The organism is Thiomonas sp. DCM-2, from assembly GCF_056820905.1.
Map to the genome: position 1 here is coordinate 1411496 of NZ_CM165962.1, position 14405 is coordinate 1425900.

The window sequence follows — 14405 nt, forward strand, 5'->3', positions numbered from 1 at the left end:
GACGCCTTGGCTGCGAAGAAATCCCGAATCGGGTGGGCTGGCCTTGTCTAGGGTAGAGGAGGGTGACCTGACGACTAGCCTGCCTTTCCTTCTCAAGGAGTGGCATCGCCGCCTTCCGGCACAGTGCCGGGGCTAGGCAGCAGGCGCACCCCCTTGAGCTCCTGATAGAGCCAGACCATCGCCAGCACGCAGTCCTTGGACTGCTGCAATGCTTGCTCGGAGAGCTCCGGCACCCGCGCGCCCCAGATGGGGTCGGCAAGGAGGTAGCCATACGCCTGCGACAAACTCGCTTCGTTCATGGCCTGTTCGCCGAACACGTCCGCCGGGCTGAGGCGCCCAGCCAGCAGCAGCACCGACAGACGCGGCAGCGCGAGGTAGCGCGCGCAGCGGGCGGCAAAGTCATCGGAGATGTTGACCGGTGAGCGCGAGCCACTGCGCAGTTGCACGAGATAGCCATAGGTTACGTTCAGTGCCTTGGCCAAATCGGTCAGGTTGTGCCCGCGCCGTGTCGCCGTCTCCGTCAACGCCGCCATCAACCGTCCCCCAGCGGGAGTGTGCTGCTGCATGTCGCTGTGGGATTTCGGGGGAGCTGGGGTGCGCCTAGTGGAGCTTGTCCTTGGGATTTTGAGAATTGCCATCTTGCTTGACCTTTCCTGAAGGGGGAGGGGTTCTGAAGAAGGGCAAAGTCGCCCCTCATGCGGTGTAGCCACCGCTGCCCGCTGAACCTCAGGGCCAGGCCAGGGGCCTCTGGCCGAGTTGTCCATGGCTGCTGTTTCTCTCACCCATCCCCCGGTGTCGCCTCCGCCGACGCGCTTGACCTGGTCATCGCTCCGTCCGCTCGTTGTCCGGCGCGGCGACCTGACACGGGCCTCCCCTTGGATGCTGTTCTGGGCCTTGAAGAGCGCTGCACGCCTGGCCCGCTGACCGTGTTGTGTCGCCCTGCGTCGAGTGACGCCGGACCCCGTGCTCCGCTAAGTCCTCGTCTCTTCACAAGAAATTTCTCTGTGCCAAGTGAACCGGGTCAATTCGACAAACTTTCACGACGAATCATTTTTTATATGAACTACTGATTTCGGAAGAACAATTGGATTTCACTTGACACACCCGGCACAGTGGCATGACCTTGAAGAAAGCAAAAGAGCGCGACCGATGGTCGCGCTCTTTTGCTTCAGGGTTTTCAGGGTCTGCGGCTTACTGTGTTCTAACCGTGTGCGTCGGCAAGTGCACATTGACCCTGCGCGTGACACCTCCCTCTGACCGCGTGCGCGCCTCCGCGAGTCGGGGGAACTGCTCACGCATGCGCTTCCAGAACTGCACCGAACTGACCGCGCGCATCGCGTTGTTCTCGCACCAGGCCGCATAGCTCGCGAACACCTGCGCTTTCGGCGTGTCGATGGAATCCTTGAGTGTGATGCCCTCGTCGTCCATCCAGGCCACCACCGAGTTGGTCTCCACCTTGGCCTCGTGCAGCAGCTCACGCATCGCCTGCGGCATCACCGGGTCGAATGCTCCACGGGCCTGCAAGCGCACCAGCCCCTCGAGGGCCCAGTTCAACACCCCGGACAACTCCTCGCGGATGATGGTCTCGGCCAGCAGCGGGTCGCGCTCCCGCTCGGGAACCGTGACCGAGAACGGCACGATATCCCAGCGGCGCCAGAAGCCGACGCTGTGGTCCGTGATGGCCGGCAGGTGATTGCCCAGCACAATCCACTTGCCCTGCACGGGGACACTTAGCGGGTCGCGGTACTTCAGGTCGACTTGAATCATCTCCCCCGCAATCAGCGATTTCAGCAGCTGCTCGTCAATCAGTTTTCGAGGCGCCTCATCGACATAGACCAGGCTGGCTCCCACCAAGTTGGACAAACGGAAGCCTTTGAGCTGGTCCAGCGCAATCGCCGCCACACGGCTGTGCAGCGACTGGACGATGTTGGCCAGCACGCCCTTGCCGTTTGCGCCCTGCCCGACCCAGAACTGCGCGCGCTGGTAACGCGCATCCGATATCAGGGTGTAGCCGACGTATTCCTGCACCCGTCGTTGCACCTCCGGGTCAGGCAACACCTGGTGGAGGAAAGCCGTGAAGCGCGGGGAGGTCTGCCCGGGCGCGTACTGGCAATTGAGGCAGTGCGTCAATCCAAGCGCCGGGTCTGGACGCTTGAGCATCAGCGCCCCGCAGTCCAGATGCACATAGCCGTTTTGCGTGGGCACGACGATGTCCATGGTCCGCTTCGGAAGGCGCGGCGCAGCCAGGCGCAAGGCTTGTACGGCGCTTGTGGCGTTTTCTGAGCCGGCCCAGGACGCATCTTGCGCGACCAACCAGGCGTAAGCGTCGCGCGCGGCATCCTCCTGCTCGACGACCGACCAATGGGTGTCATTCCACCGATACAACACATTGCCTTGCACAGCCCAGTGCTGCGTGGCCAACGCCGCGACGACGTACTGATGGGGGCGAAAGCGAACTGATTGTCTTGTCATTTTGAACCTCTTGATGCGCCGGTGTCATGGGAAGGCAAAGCGCGTCCGACGTCCACGTGCCGTGCCGGCTGCGCCGCGTTCAGGCATCAGCTGGCGTGTGTAGGCACCCTGTGGAGTTAAAGCCTCCAAGGCGCTCGGCTTTAAGGTGAGATGGCATCCCCTGAAGCGCCGCGCTGTCCGTTGCAAAAAAAAGCCCCCGACGCATCGGGGGCGAAAGAAGCAAAGGGGCTGTAAGCGTTCAGCCAGCGGCGTGATTGCGCTCGAGCTATTGGGTGGGTAGATGCAGCAGCATCAGGCAGCAGTCTTCACGCGTCGGGCAGTGCGCCGCTGCACCGCCTTGGTGGTGTGCGATGGGCATACTGCTGCGACGCACTCGGTGAGGTTCACCGCTGCCAGAAGCATGAACATGATCGCATCGGTTTTCACGTCCAGCAGGTCGTGATCCTGCAGGCGGCTGTAGACGAACGCCAGCAGGTTGGGCTCGGCGTGGGAGTCGATCTGCTGCTGCAGCGCCTGCGCCTGCTGCAGCGTGGTCAAGCCGTCGAGGAAGAGCATCTTCGCCACGAGGCGGTCGAGGCAGCGATCTTGCAGATCCTCGCAGACCATCGGCCATGCATGTCCGCTGATCTTCATCGCCTGGTACACCACGAAGAGGATGTTGAGGATAATCTCGACCTGCTCCAGCCTGGCGCCCAGGCGCGGCAGGACCAGCACACTGGCAAGCAGCGTGGGCTGGTGCGCATGGATCTCGTCGGCGAGCGCCTCGCGCGCGCGCAGATCCATGCGGTCGACGGTGAGGATCGCCTGGGCAACAATGCGCGTGGAGATCCGCTGCGTCATCGGGGCGCGGCCCTGTCCAGGTCCGAGCACAGCGGGTCCTGCCCGAAGTGCTGCGTCCACAGCCTGGGGGTGAGTTCGACCACCCGGGACTGGGGATGTCGGCCCACGCGCTGCAACACGTCGACCAGATAGGTGTACGGGTCGATACCCTGCAGCACGCAGGTGGCGATGAGGCTTTGCAGGATGCCCACATGGCGTGCGCCGACCTCGCTCCAGCAGAACAGCCAGTTGCGCCGCCCCATCGGGATCGGACGCAGCGCGCGCTCGATGTGGTTCGTGTCGATGGGCACCGCCGGGTCATCGATGAACACTGACAGCGCTGCCCGTCGCTCTCGCACGTAGGCCAGCGCTTTGGTCAACGGATTGCTCGGCAGCAGGCCCTGCTGCGCGAACTGCTGCTCGACCCAGGCGAAGAACGCCTGCACCCGCGCCCGGCTGTGGGTGGCGCGATGCGCCAGCTTGGCCGCACCCTCCCACCCGGCGGCGCGGATCTCGGCCTCGATACGGTACAGCGCGGTGATGTGCTGCAAGGCTTGCGTGGCCGCCCGCGGCTCGGCGTCTTGCGCCTCGAAGAACAGGCGCCGCGCGTGCGCCCAGCACTGCGCGTGGGTGACTCCGGTCTGCCTCGCATAGCGGGCATAGGCCGCGTAGCCATCGCTCAGCAGCACCGTGCCACTGGGCAACTGTCCAAGAACTTGGCTCACATGCTCATGGCGGCGCGAGGCGAAGTGGGGGAAGCACACCTCGTCGTGCTCGCCATACACCGGCCAGAAGTACGTGCCCTTCATCTTCCCCGGCCCGGCGCGGCCGGCCTTGATCGGGGTCTCGTCCATCGTGATCACATGCCCGCCCAGGATCGAGGCCAGCTGCGCATCCACGATGGGCTCGAGCAGCGCCGCAGTCTGCTGCATGAGCTGGGTCAACCAGGCCCGGCTGAGCTTGAAGCCGGCATCGGCCAGCCGCTGATGCTGGCGGTACAGCGGCAGGTGGTAGCGGAACTTGTCCACCGCCATGCCGGCGACGAAACTCACGTCGGCGCGGCTGCCCTCGAACACGCTGGCCGGCGCCGGCGCGCAGTGCAGGGTCGCGGTGTCGAGCCGCTTGATCACCGGGCGCACGTACTTGAGCGCCACATAGGCGCCCGGGCGCTGCGCCAGGCGGTAGCTGACCTTCTCGCCGATGACCTCGTACTCCTCGGCACGCAACCCCTGCGCCTGGGCGCACGGCAGGTGGATGACCTGCACCTCGACCCGCTCGGCGTCGAAGAACGCCGTCGCGTCCTGGTCGCCAGCACAATCTGTCGTGCGTGCGCGCCGCGTGTGCCCGGCCACTTGGCGTCCAGCCTCGGGGGCTTGTGGCGGGATCGGCAGATCACCCAGAATCTGGCCGAGATGAAGTTGCTGCGCATCGGCCACGCTCTGCAGCCGTTCGCTCTTGCTGCCGAAGATCTGTCGCCTGAACCACGCCAGTTGCCGCTGCTGCTCAACGATGGTCTGCGCTTGCGATTGCAGCAACCGCACGAGAGCCTCAACCGCCATGCCCGCCACGATCTGGGCGGTATAGGTCTGCACTTGAGCGGGGTCTGCACGCATGAAAGCATTGTGCCCATGGCAAAGCCCGAAGGGAATCGGGCTTTGCCACATTGCAAAACCCGTTATCGCCACTCCACGTGTCGATGCCGCTTGAACTGCCGCGTCACCTGCAGCCCCTCGAGCAGGAGCTTGAGCGCGGTGAAGTCGATCTCGGCGCTGCGCTGCCCGCCCCAGTCGCGCACAAAGCGGCCGGCCTCCAGCCGTTTGCTCCACACGCACCAGCCGCTGCGATCGAAGTACAGCACCTTGATCTGGTCAGCCCGACGGTTCGCGAACACGAACAGATGCCCGCCCAGCGGGTCGACCTCAAAGCCCTGGCGCGCCAGCGCGTACAGCCCGTCGTAGGACTTGCGCATGTCGGCAGGCTGCCCATACAAGAAGACCCGGATGCGCCCCTCAGGAAAGAACATCAGCGGCGCACCAGATGCAGGCTCATGCCGCCGCCCAGGTCCAGCCGCAACTCCATGGGCGCATGCATGCCGCCGGTACCGACTTCGCCCAACTCGATGAACCCCGCGGCACGCTGCTCCATACGCCCAGTCTTGGCCGTCACGGGCGCAGCCTTCACCTTGCCCGACAGCCGCTCACGCCAGCGCCGATAGCTGCTCACACACACTCGCTCCTGCCGACAAAAGCTCTTGAGCGTCAGCCCCGAGGCCGGGAAACGCTCAATCACGTCGCGCCAGCACGCCTCGTCCAGGTGCCGCCGCCGCTTGACCTCGGCCACCTCTGCCGCGTCGTTCTCCATCTCGAATGTCTCCTCATCCCTGCGATGGGAAACATTCTTCGTGGGATCCGAAACGAACGAAAGAACGCCGCTGGCTTACCGGTTACAAGGGGCTTGACGGACGGATGAGGCTCGGTGTCTTCCTGTGGGCTGCTGCTGGCCTAGTCGTCGGCTGTACCCGCCTCGACGGCGGACTTGACCGCCGCACGCGCCACCTTGCTGGCCTCGAATGCGATGATGAGCAGGGTTCCTGTGGGCTTGCCCTCGCGGGAAAGATAAAAATCCGTTTTCAGCTTGCCGGTGACCTTGACGAAGTCGCCCTTGGCCAGGCCCGGGTCTTCATCCTTCATCACCCGCACCGTGTACCAGGTGGGCTCCTTGTCGACGCCGCGCTGGCTCTCGGCCAGGCGAAACTCGAAGTAGCCCTTGCCGGTGGTCTTGCTTTCCTTGCGGGTGGCCTCGGTGGCGATATTTCCAAACACTTGCATGCTGTGTCCTTGAATGAGTGGCGATGGCACATGCCATCACGACATATAGCAACCACCTTTTCGACCACGCCAGCCGCTCAGTCCGTTGCGTTCTGCAGCGGCAGCAGCGGTGACACCGGCGCCGTCCACGCCCCCAGAGAGGACGGCCGCCTGAACGGCAGCAGGTTGTCCTCGAACCACCCCGGCGGATGCGTCGGCGCCGCTGCGGTCACGCGCAGCTTGGGCATCCAGACGGGCAACAACTGAACCACCACATGGCCGACACAGGCATCGACCAGACTGACGCGGCCATCGGGGTGGGTTTTTTCGAGCGAAGCCCACACCGCGTACACCCCGTCGTCGACCCTGCGAAACTGGCGCCGTCCGGGAACCAGCTGCTGCTTGGCAGACTCGGCCGCCAGCTGCTCGAGCAGACGCACCGCATCGCGGGCGATGCGCTCGGTCTTGCCCTGCACCGACACTAGCCGCAGCACCCGGCCATCGGCCAGCCGTCGGCCCACGGCGCGCGCCAGCGCCGCCAAATCTGACAGGCGTTGCGACCCTCGTTTGCTGCGGTCGATTTCAAACCAGCCCACCTCCTTGCCACCGGGGAAGACGGCCACCGCATCGGGGCGCAAGCTCTTGCTGACCCGTTGGCCGCTGTGCCAGACCTCCACCGTCAGATACCCCTGGGCCGGTGGTTGCTTCTGGCTGAGCTGGTGCAACAGCTCACTTTCCGTCAGCGCCGTCCAGCCCCGCGCCTGCGCGCACAGCACCAGGAACTGCGCCCACAGGCGGTGCTCCGGGTTGGTCATGTCGCTGACCCGGCGCACCGAGGCCGACGCCGCATCCCCCCGCTCGCCCAGCCAGTCCGCACCCCGCTGCGTCAACCCATAGACCGTCTGGAAGCGCTCGGTCTTGTAGCGTCGCAGCAGCCCCTGCTTGACCAGACCGCGCACCGCCCGCTGCGCAGCGGTCAGCGCCGCCTTGAAGGGGCGCTCGGGGAAACAGGCCGCGGCAATGTCCAGAGTGCGCACTACCCGGAAGCGGTCGACTACACGCAGCGCGTGGGCTGCAATCGTGTCGCGCAGACACAGGCTGGGTACCCGCGCGGACAGCCCGCGCTGCGGCGCGCGGTGCTGCCCGGTTTGACCACGCGGCACCTGCAGCGGTGTCTGCGGGAGCACGGCCGGCATGTCGCTGGGGTGCACGGGCGTATCCGCAGGGGTGTGTTCTGCGCTGCCGTGGCGGCTTTGCACGATGGTGGTGGGGCGGGTAGTGGGGCGGGTGGTGGTGACGAGGGAGGGCGTGGGCATGACGTGGTTTCGGTGGCGGACGGTTGCAAGGCCGCCGGGCGTTCCCTTGCAGGCGCGCCGACGGAGCTTGTCCTGTGTAGCGAGCACCGCGCGAACGCACCCTGCGGGCGTGCACACCACGCGGTTCTCGCGCAGGTGTTGGGTTCCTCGGGGCGGACCGCACGGGCGTGCGCTGGCAGGGGGCTGAAGGTGCTCTCCCAGCACCCACCCTCGCGCGCTTGGGGCGCGCGGCGTTCCCGTATCCGACGCGACGTCCTTTCGCAGGCGACTGTGCTGCCACCCGGCTTCGCCGGTGCGAACCCCCGCCGTCCCAGACCGGTCATCCAGGCCACTGTCCCTGCGACGTCGGAGGCGACCGTCTCCTCAGCAGCCGTGCGGTCGCAGCGTGCCCAGACGGTTGGGCAGAGGGCCTCCCGTGGGCCAAGGCCCACCCGGATGGGTTCTCGCCAACCGTCCGGGGCCCACGCCGCTTGCCGCCGCACGCCGTTCGGCGTGGGCCGTCTCACCCAAGGCGGGCTGCGCGGGGCCGGCGGGGGTTCGCACCGGCGAAGCCGGGTGCAGTCGCGTGCAACTGTGCCCCCTGGGCCTGCCCTCGGGAGCGCAGGTGACCCCCACACGCGGCAGCTGCCCTTCAGGGGCCTCTGCTGGACGCAGAGCCGTCCGCCCGCGGCTGCCCTCGGGAGTGCCTGTGCGGTGCCCTCGGGCCGGGCGTGTCGGAATGCCGTATGGGACAAGGGGGAGGGTACCGCCAGTACGCCGCAGCCGGTGGCACTGCGGTGACGGTGGGATGCCCGCGGGGGCACCACCTTTGTGTCGCGCAGTGCCACAGGCGGTGTCGCTGCGGGAAGCTCCGCGTTACCGCCGTGAGGGAGCGGCGACGTAACGCAGCCGACCGCTGACCCGGCAGCTGGCCTTGATGGCCCCGCTGGCCAGCAGCTGCTGCATCAGGCCGCCCGGCAGGGGCGCGCTGCTGCGGTCGTGGGAGATACGGAAGGTGAGCGGCGCTTCGGACACTTGCTCGATGTACGCGCCGTCGGCGAGCAGTTGCAGCACGGTATGCAACGCATGGGAAGATGACATGACTGACCTCGTTTGTGACGGACGCACGACCCCTGTCGTGCGCATCCGTTGAAGGTCTGCAGGCCGTGCGCCTGCAAGGGGTGGGTCAGTTCATGTGGGGAATTCTAGGAGGCGCCTGGGGGTGGGCGTCAAGGGGCGGTGCGTGCAAAAAGTTTCCGCGCGGAAAGATTCATCCCCGGGGCAACGCGTTGAGCGGTGAGCCAATGTGTTGACGCAGTCGGTACCTGGGTTGGAGTTGACCAGCGTCTTCAGTGCTCTACGCCGCAATGAGGCTTGGGACGATTTCCGGGCCGGTCGTCGGCACAAGAGTCACAACGTAGCTACATTGTGGTACTATCGGTGCTACCAATGAAGGAGTTCACCATGTTGACCGTTGATGTTCGTTCCCGCGTCGAGCCCGAGCTCAAACGTGAGGCGACGGCGGTTCTGAAGGCCGCCGGCTTGGACGTGAGCACCGCCATTCGCTTGTTCCTGCGCAGCGTCGTCGAGAAAGGCGGGCTTCCCATGGAACTGCCACGCGCCAATCCTGTCACCCTGGCCGCCATTCGGGACGCCAAAGCCGGAAAGACGACGCCCACGACGCTTGAGGACCTCTGAGCGTGCCGCGAACGCTTGAGGAGACCAGTCAGTTCAAGCGGGACAAGAAGCGCGTCAAGGGTTCCGGTCGTTACGACTGGCAGGAGATGCGCGATGTCGTAAAGGAACTGATGAACGACCGCCCGCTGGACCCGAGGCACCGAGACCATGAGCTCTCAGGCGAGTATGCGGGTGTCCGCGAGTGCCACGTCGCACCGGACTGGCTTCTCATTTACGACAAGGTGGGGCACCTCAAGGGTGGCTCGCTCAGGCTCATCCGAACAGGGTCGCACAGCGAACTCTTCTAGCAGTTGATGCGTGTCTCGCGGTTGGCCTTGACCGGGCTGCCCTGTACTCGCCACTCCTGTAGGGCCTCTGGCATGAAGAGTGACAACACGCCGACCCTCTAGCCCCGTACCCTGCCGACATCGCGGCGGGCAAGCTTGTCTTCACCAAGGCCGCCGCACGCTCTGTACCTCGGCGAAATCCGTCCAGGCGGTGCTTTGCCAGGAGAGTGCGTCGTGATACTCGAGGTCGTGGATACGCCGCTCCAGGTCCGCGGCATCCACCGCCTTGGCCAGATAGGCCTGCTCGGCTTGCTGCTGTGCATCAAGGGGAGAAAACAACTGATTCAGAAACTGCTTGAAGGTGCGCATGACATCACTCCCTCGTGGGGAGCCTCACAAAGAAACTAGGGATAACCCTAATTATAGGCTGCACCCGCATTCTCAAGCCGGGGAAGTGCATGAAATTGCTGCAACGCAGCATGGGTTTTCAGCCACGAGATGACGCTCACCAGTGCCACGGCGCCCCCCGCCCCTTGCCATGCCCACGACGCGCTGGCCGGTGTCTGCGCGACAGCACCGGGATAAAACAGCGGACTACACGCGGTCTCCCTGTTTCCGGAAGACCGTGTCATGCAATTCAAAACCCGCAACCACCTTGTGTTGCTCTACCGCACCGAATGGGTGCGCAAGGGCACGCAGGGCAACACCCATGGATTCAGCCACGCGCACTACGTGGGCAGCCTGCCCCGGGATGCGCAGGATATTCCCGAGCCGCTCGCCGCCGTGCTGACTGAGTCTGAGCGTGCCTTGGTCGACAAACGCGTGTGCGCACCGGCGCGCGAAGCCGCCCGGCAGGCGCAGGAACACGCCCATCAACAGGCCATCGACCCGAACTGGCGACTGCGCCAGGCCAGCGCCCTCATTGCGGAAGCCGCCCCGTTGTGCGCAGCACAAGACGTCCTTCCGGACGTGCTGCAAGCCTTGCACGCCGCCCTGCGCGGTCTGCCTGCGCACCCCTCTCCCGGCCAGAGCGCAAAGGGTGATACCACCACCGCGACCACCGCGCCCGACCCACTCGCGCGCGCAGCGGACGCGGTCGTACAAGCCGCCAAAGCGGTGGCCGCAGGGCACTATGGTCCGCCGCCCAAGAACAACGTGCGCGGCACCGCGGTGTATCAGTCGTGGGAGCGTTTGCAGCAGGCGATGGAAGGCGACGACCCGGGCAGTCTGCTGCGCGCCCTGCAGGACGCCGGCTATGTCAAACGCAAGCGCCGGGATAGCGCCGAGGGGTGAATCGGCTGGCTGCCTCCTTTCTTCCGCCGAAGCGAAACAGCGGTGACTACACCTTGCAGGCCATCACTGAACAAGGAGGACATCATGGCTTGTAAGATGACATTGCAAAATGGGCGGCTGTTGGCGCCACAGGAGATGGCAACCTTCAAGGGGGTTGTCACAGGTGCAGGCGGGCTGTGGGCGTCGGTCTCGGCGAAGCTGCTGCGCCGCCTGACGGCCGGGCCGCTGAAGTCGGCATTGCTTGTGCTGGGCGAGGAGACGCAGACGCGTGTCGTAGGACTGCTGTTGCAGTCCGGCCGGGTGCAACTCGCGGGCTTGGTGCCGGTGGTCGATACGCTGTCGCTGCGCTGGGTGCTCGATGGAGTCGAGGTGCACCGCCGCCTGCAGTGGGTGGTGCAGTCGCCCTCGCATCACCAAGTGCTGCTTTCCCGGGCGCCAATTCTCGACCTCAACTCGTCCAAGTGGCAGCAGATGCGCGCGCTGCTGCAAGACGCCCCGCTTGGAGCGAACGAGCAGGAGCAATTGACAGCGGTGGCCGAGGCGGCCATGCTGCTGCAGAGGTATCCCCTGGACCTGCAGCCCGGCGCAGGTGCCCTCAAGCGATGGGCGGTGGTGTGTCACGGGGCGGAATGTGTGCCGATAAACCTGGGGGGCGACTGAACCTGAAAGTCATCCCCCGTGAGACGACAGGACACCCCTTCGTTGATTCGTGCGCCGACTCCCTTGGGGTCGGCGTTTTTTTTGACTGCGACCGTACGTTGCAAATCAATGCGCAGAGTGGCTGCGCATGTTCCCAGCGCTGCTGCGCTGTCACAAATGATGGGCGGGCGAACGGGACGGCTTTACCCAGAGCGAGGTCTGGGATATGCTGAAAACCGTTGCGGGGCTTGTTGTACATGGCGTTGTACATTCGCCCGGGGTGGCGGAAAAATTCAATAAAATCAAGGCGTTAAGAGTGTCGCGTAAGCGAATCCCCCTCTCTCCGCCAAGAAAAAATAGCCCGACTGCGGATCGCAATTCGGGCTATTTTGCAGAAGTCAGCGAGACGCCCAGACGCGAAAAAACCGCCAGTGATGGGCGGTTTTGCTGGACTTGGTGCCGGGAGCGGGACTCGAACCCGCACGCTTTTAAGGGCGCTGGATTTTGAGTCCCCTATGCAAATCCAGTATTCATGCGGGCTGCGGGGCGATCGCTTCCGGGTTTCGCGCAAAAATCGAGCGAGCATTCATGCGGGCCGCAGGGCGATCCCGGAAGTGATTTTCAGCGCACTGGGCGGATGCGCTCGCCCTCGGTGCGGTAGTGCTTCTCAGTGAGCGCCTGGCTGCTGTGGCCGAGCAGTTTTGACGCGGCGGCCATATCGGTAGCGAGGTTCGCGGCGCGCTTGCGCATGTCGCGCAGGATGGTTGCGCGGATGGCGTCTGCAAGTTCCGGCGTCTGTTCGGCGGCCTTGTCGCGGGCGGCATCGAACCGGGTGCGCAGCATGCGCTGAGTCACCTGCGCGCCGGTGGGAGTGGTGAGCATGCGCAGGTGCATGGCGCGCTTGTTCGCCATGCGGCGCTCGATCAAGCGGGGGATGACGGCGGACTCGGAGATGATGAAGTCCGCCGTCTTGCCGGTCTTGCTGGCTGTCACGCGCAGGACGTCGCCCCGAATGTCTGTGAGCGACAGGGCCAGCACATCGGTCAGGCGCAGGCCGGTGGCCGTCATCCAGTCCATCACGTCGCGCAACACGGTGTCTGCATGGCTGTAGATCGCCTCAAACACGGCGTCTGGCACATCGACGCGGCGCGGCTTCTCGGCGTTCTTGCGCATGCCTTGGCCGGGGTAGGGCAGGGCGGTGTAGCCCCATTCGCGGGCGAATTTCCAGATCACACCAAGGACGGCAAGCTCCCGGTTCGCTCGCGTCTTGGCTGAGCGCTTGTCGCGGTAGGCGGCGAGCATCGGCGTCGTGACGGCCTCCCAGGTGGCGCGCTCCATCGCGGGGCGCATGGCCTTGAGGCTGTTGCGGTAGTCGGCCTGCGTTGTCGCCCGGTAGGTGGGCAGGATGTCCTGCTCGAAGCGGTCAAACGCGGCCTTGAGCGTTCCGGCGCCGGTGTCGCGCAGGCCTTCGAGTTCCTCCCACTTGCGCACCGCTGCTGCATGGTCGGTGCCGAGCGAGACTTCACCGCGCCCCTGACTGGTGCCGTCCCAGTAGTAGCACACCCACACTTGGCCGTTCTTGCCACGGCGGATGCGCGTGCGAAATCGTGCCAGCTTGCCCATGCCGCATCATCGCACTGCGGCCAGATCAAATCCAGCGGGCGCGCGCGGCTGCTCGCCAGCCAGGCGGCGCTCGGCATAGGCGCGGCTGACCAGCGGGCGCGAGCCGACACGCTCGAATGCCCAGCCCATGCGCGTGAGAGCGCGGCATTGCGCTGCGCCGGACTCTTTGCCGGTGATCTCGACCAGCTCGGCGTGCGTGAGGACGAGGGGGGTCATTTCGGCTGCTCCTGCGGCGCGTTCTTCTCCATGCACCGCCGTTCGATTTCCTTGGCGAAGTGCAGCCACCCCCATTTCTTGAGGAACCCATCCATGCTGTCTGGCATCACCCCAAATGCCGATGCGCACTCTTCGACGGTCAGCGGGGTCCATTGCGGCGCTGCAGCCTTGATTCCCGCTTTCAGCAATTCGACTTCTGCGCTCAAGCGTCGCAATTCCGCAGCGGCGCGCTCTCTGGTGGCGACCTCGTTCGCCCATGCCTTTGCGCTTTCCTCGCATTCGTCAGCGAGGCGCAGGGCGTATGGAATTTCTTCTGTCTGGCTCATTTCTGCACCTTTTCACAAGCCGTCATTTTCCCTACAAAATACCCCTCGTTATAAGCCTGGCTAAGCACGATTGGCAGGAAAAACAAAAACAACGTAATCGCAATCGTAGATAGCGCAATAGCGGATACCGTCAAGATTATGTCAAGGCGATTCATTTCTGCACCTCCGGCACAGCCAATAGCGTGACGCGCTCGCCGGGATGCTGGCGACAGAACGCCTCCACATCACGCCAACTCTCCGCAGCCATCTCCCAGCCTTCGGGGATTTGAGGTTGTGGCGAAGGTTGTGCATGAATAACCGCGTTGCGTGCAAATAAAAACATGCAGTAGTTTGCGACATCAATTGGGTCGCCTTTCTCGACATGTTCGCGTAGTGCTTTACTGATCTGCACCGGTGTCCAGCTTGGGTGTTGCCACCCTGATCGCCCTTTCGCTCTTGATTTCGCCAATTTGCCTTTCATGGCGGCAGCAAACAAATCGACTGCAACATCGTCTGGATGGGGGTTCCGCTCCGCCATCGCCTCAAGCTCGGCGGCAATGGCTGTAAGTTCAGCGTTCAAACGACCAAAACGAGGATGACTCAACACAATCAAAGAATCTTGGGCCTCTTTTATCGCTGAAGCTGCGCGAATCAGGAGTTCAGTGCTCATGGCTTTTCTCCGCAATCAAGCTCGTGGAGTTTGAAACCAGTTTGGGCGCTATAATGCTTAATAAGGTGGTCTTCACTCTTAGACCATGCTGCGTTTTCTCCATACTTATCAAACCAAGTCGCAACGTAAATTTTCACCGGCTTCGGCTTGCGGCGATAATTCTTAATATCAGCAGAAAATAAAGTCTCGTTTATGTCTGTCCAGCCCTTGACAGGGTGATAGATTTGCAACTCGCCATCGGCCAGCGCCTCAAATAGCGGGATATAGTCGCGTGCGTTCTCTTTAGTGAAAATCATTTCCGT

20 protein-coding genes are annotated in these 14405 nt (G+C 64.1%); 4 read left to right on the forward strand and 16 right to left on the reverse strand.

Annotated features, from left to right (window positions below; all coding sequences use genetic code 11):
• Nucleotides 1–92: 92 nt before the first annotated feature.
• The 9 genes from AC1ZQA_RS06745 to AC1ZQA_RS06785 form a co-directional block, all read right to left on the reverse strand.
• On the reverse strand, nt 93–566 hold the full coding sequence (locus tag AC1ZQA_RS06745) for a DNA-binding protein (protein ID WP_482679034.1): 474 nt from the start codon (nt 564–566) through the stop codon (nt 93–95).
• Nucleotides 567–1191: 625 nt separating this feature from the next.
• A complete protein-coding gene (locus AC1ZQA_RS06750; protein WP_482679035.1) occupies nt 1192–2421 on the reverse strand; it encodes a DNA primase family protein in 1230 nt (409 codons plus the stop codon).
• Between the two features lie 342 nt (nt 2422–2763).
• Nucleotides 2764–3312 (reverse strand): hypothetical protein, encoded by a 549-nt coding sequence (locus AC1ZQA_RS06755; protein WP_482676860.1) that lies wholly within the window; start codon nt 3310–3312, stop codon nt 2764–2766.
• Nucleotides 3309–4904 carry an IS66 family transposase gene (gene tnpC, locus AC1ZQA_RS06760; RefSeq protein ID WP_482676861.1) on the reverse strand — a complete coding sequence of 532 codons (1596 nt, stop codon included), beginning with the start codon at nt 4902–4904 and terminating at the stop codon, nt 3309–3311. Before tnpC ends, AC1ZQA_RS06755 begins: the two co-directional genes overlap by 4 nt.
• A 62-nt stretch (nt 4905–4966) precedes the next feature.
• Nucleotides 4967–5314: an IS66 family insertion sequence element accessory protein TnpB gene (gene tnpB / locus AC1ZQA_RS06765; protein WP_482676862.1), complete on the reverse strand. Its 348-nt coding sequence runs from the start codon at nt 5312–5314 to the stop codon at nt 4967–4969.
• Nucleotides 5314–5652, reverse strand: a complete 339-nt coding sequence (gene tnpA / locus AC1ZQA_RS06770; protein WP_482676863.1) for an IS66 family insertion sequence element accessory protein TnpA — start codon at nt 5650–5652, stop codon at nt 5314–5316. Before tnpA ends, tnpB begins: the two co-directional genes overlap by 1 nt.
• A 140-nt stretch (nt 5653–5792) precedes the next feature.
• Nucleotides 5793–6119: a single stranded DNA-binding domain-containing protein gene (locus AC1ZQA_RS06775; RefSeq protein ID WP_482679036.1), complete on the reverse strand. Its 327-nt coding sequence runs from the start codon at nt 6117–6119 to the stop codon at nt 5793–5795.
• Nucleotides 6120–6196: 77 nt separating this feature from the next.
• Nucleotides 6197–7414, reverse strand: a complete 1218-nt coding sequence (locus tag AC1ZQA_RS06780) for a DNA-binding protein (RefSeq protein ID WP_482679037.1) — start codon at nt 7412–7414, stop codon at nt 6197–6199.
• An 855-nt stretch (nt 7415–8269) separates the two neighbouring features.
• Nucleotides 8270–8494: a hypothetical protein gene (locus AC1ZQA_RS06785; protein WP_482679038.1), complete on the reverse strand. Its 225-nt coding sequence runs from the start codon at nt 8492–8494 to the stop codon at nt 8270–8272.
• Nucleotides 8495–8857: 363 nt separating this feature from the next.
• Here AC1ZQA_RS06785 and AC1ZQA_RS06790 point away from each other — a divergent pair, with 363 nt between their 5' ends.
• On the forward strand, nt 8858–9091 hold the full coding sequence (locus AC1ZQA_RS06790; protein WP_482679039.1) for a type II toxin-antitoxin system RelB/DinJ family antitoxin: 234 nt from the start codon (nt 8858–8860) through the stop codon (nt 9089–9091).
• 2 nt (nt 9092–9093) lie between these two features.
• Nucleotides 9094–9378 carry a type II toxin-antitoxin system YafQ family toxin gene (locus AC1ZQA_RS06795; protein ID WP_482679040.1) on the forward strand — a complete coding sequence of 95 codons (285 nt, stop codon included), beginning with the start codon at nt 9094–9096 and terminating at the stop codon, nt 9376–9378.
• Nucleotides 9379–9519: 141 nt separating this feature from the next.
• On the opposite strand, the gene AC1ZQA_RS06800 is transcribed toward AC1ZQA_RS06795, so the two are convergent.
• Nucleotides 9520–9726 (reverse strand): DUF3563 family protein, encoded by a 207-nt coding sequence (locus tag AC1ZQA_RS06800; RefSeq protein WP_482679041.1) that lies wholly within the window; start codon nt 9724–9726, stop codon nt 9520–9522.
• Nucleotides 9727–9987: 261 nt separating this feature from the next.
• Between AC1ZQA_RS06800 and AC1ZQA_RS06805 the strand changes: the two genes are divergently transcribed.
• Both AC1ZQA_RS06805 and AC1ZQA_RS06810 read left to right on the forward strand, forming a co-directional pair.
• Complete coding sequence (locus AC1ZQA_RS06805; RefSeq protein WP_482679042.1) at nt 9988–10650, forward strand: hypothetical protein; 663 nt, start codon at nt 9988–9990, stop codon at nt 10648–10650.
• A gap of 84 nt (nt 10651–10734) precedes the next feature.
• Nucleotides 10735–11310, forward strand: coding sequence for a hypothetical protein (locus AC1ZQA_RS06810; RefSeq protein ID WP_482679043.1), 576 nt, complete (start codon nt 10735–10737; stop codon nt 11308–11310).
• A 600-nt stretch (nt 11311–11910) separates the two neighbouring features.
• Here AC1ZQA_RS06810 and AC1ZQA_RS06815 read toward each other — a convergent pair.
• From AC1ZQA_RS06815 to AC1ZQA_RS06840, 6 genes are read right to left on the reverse strand one after another with little or no spacing between them, the layout of a single operon-like run.
• Complete coding sequence (locus tag AC1ZQA_RS06815; protein WP_482679044.1) at nt 11911–12912, reverse strand: tyrosine-type recombinase/integrase; 1002 nt, start codon at nt 12910–12912, stop codon at nt 11911–11913.
• 6 nt (nt 12913–12918) lie between these two features.
• Complete coding sequence (locus AC1ZQA_RS06820; RefSeq protein WP_482679045.1) at nt 12919–13128, reverse strand: DUF4224 domain-containing protein; 210 nt, start codon at nt 13126–13128, stop codon at nt 12919–12921.
• Nucleotides 13125–13454, reverse strand: coding sequence for a hypothetical protein (locus tag AC1ZQA_RS06825; protein WP_482679046.1), 330 nt, complete (start codon nt 13452–13454; stop codon nt 13125–13127). Before AC1ZQA_RS06825 ends, AC1ZQA_RS06820 begins: the two co-directional genes overlap by 4 nt.
• Nucleotides 13451–13609 (reverse strand): hypothetical protein, encoded by a 159-nt coding sequence (locus tag AC1ZQA_RS06830; protein ID WP_482679047.1) that lies wholly within the window; start codon nt 13607–13609, stop codon nt 13451–13453. Before AC1ZQA_RS06830 ends, AC1ZQA_RS06825 begins: the two co-directional genes overlap by 4 nt.
• Nucleotides 13606–14103, reverse strand: coding sequence for a hypothetical protein (locus tag AC1ZQA_RS06835; protein ID WP_482679048.1), 498 nt, complete (start codon nt 14101–14103; stop codon nt 13606–13608). The genes AC1ZQA_RS06830 and AC1ZQA_RS06835 overlap by 4 nt, the downstream gene beginning before the upstream one ends.
• The gene (locus AC1ZQA_RS06840) at nt 14100–14399 is read right to left on the reverse strand and encodes a hypothetical protein (RefSeq protein WP_482679049.1); all 300 of its coding nucleotides are present in this window, start codon (nt 14397–14399) and stop codon (nt 14100–14102) included. Before AC1ZQA_RS06840 ends, AC1ZQA_RS06835 begins: the two co-directional genes overlap by 4 nt.
• Between the last annotated feature and the right edge of the window lie 6 nt (nt 14400–14405).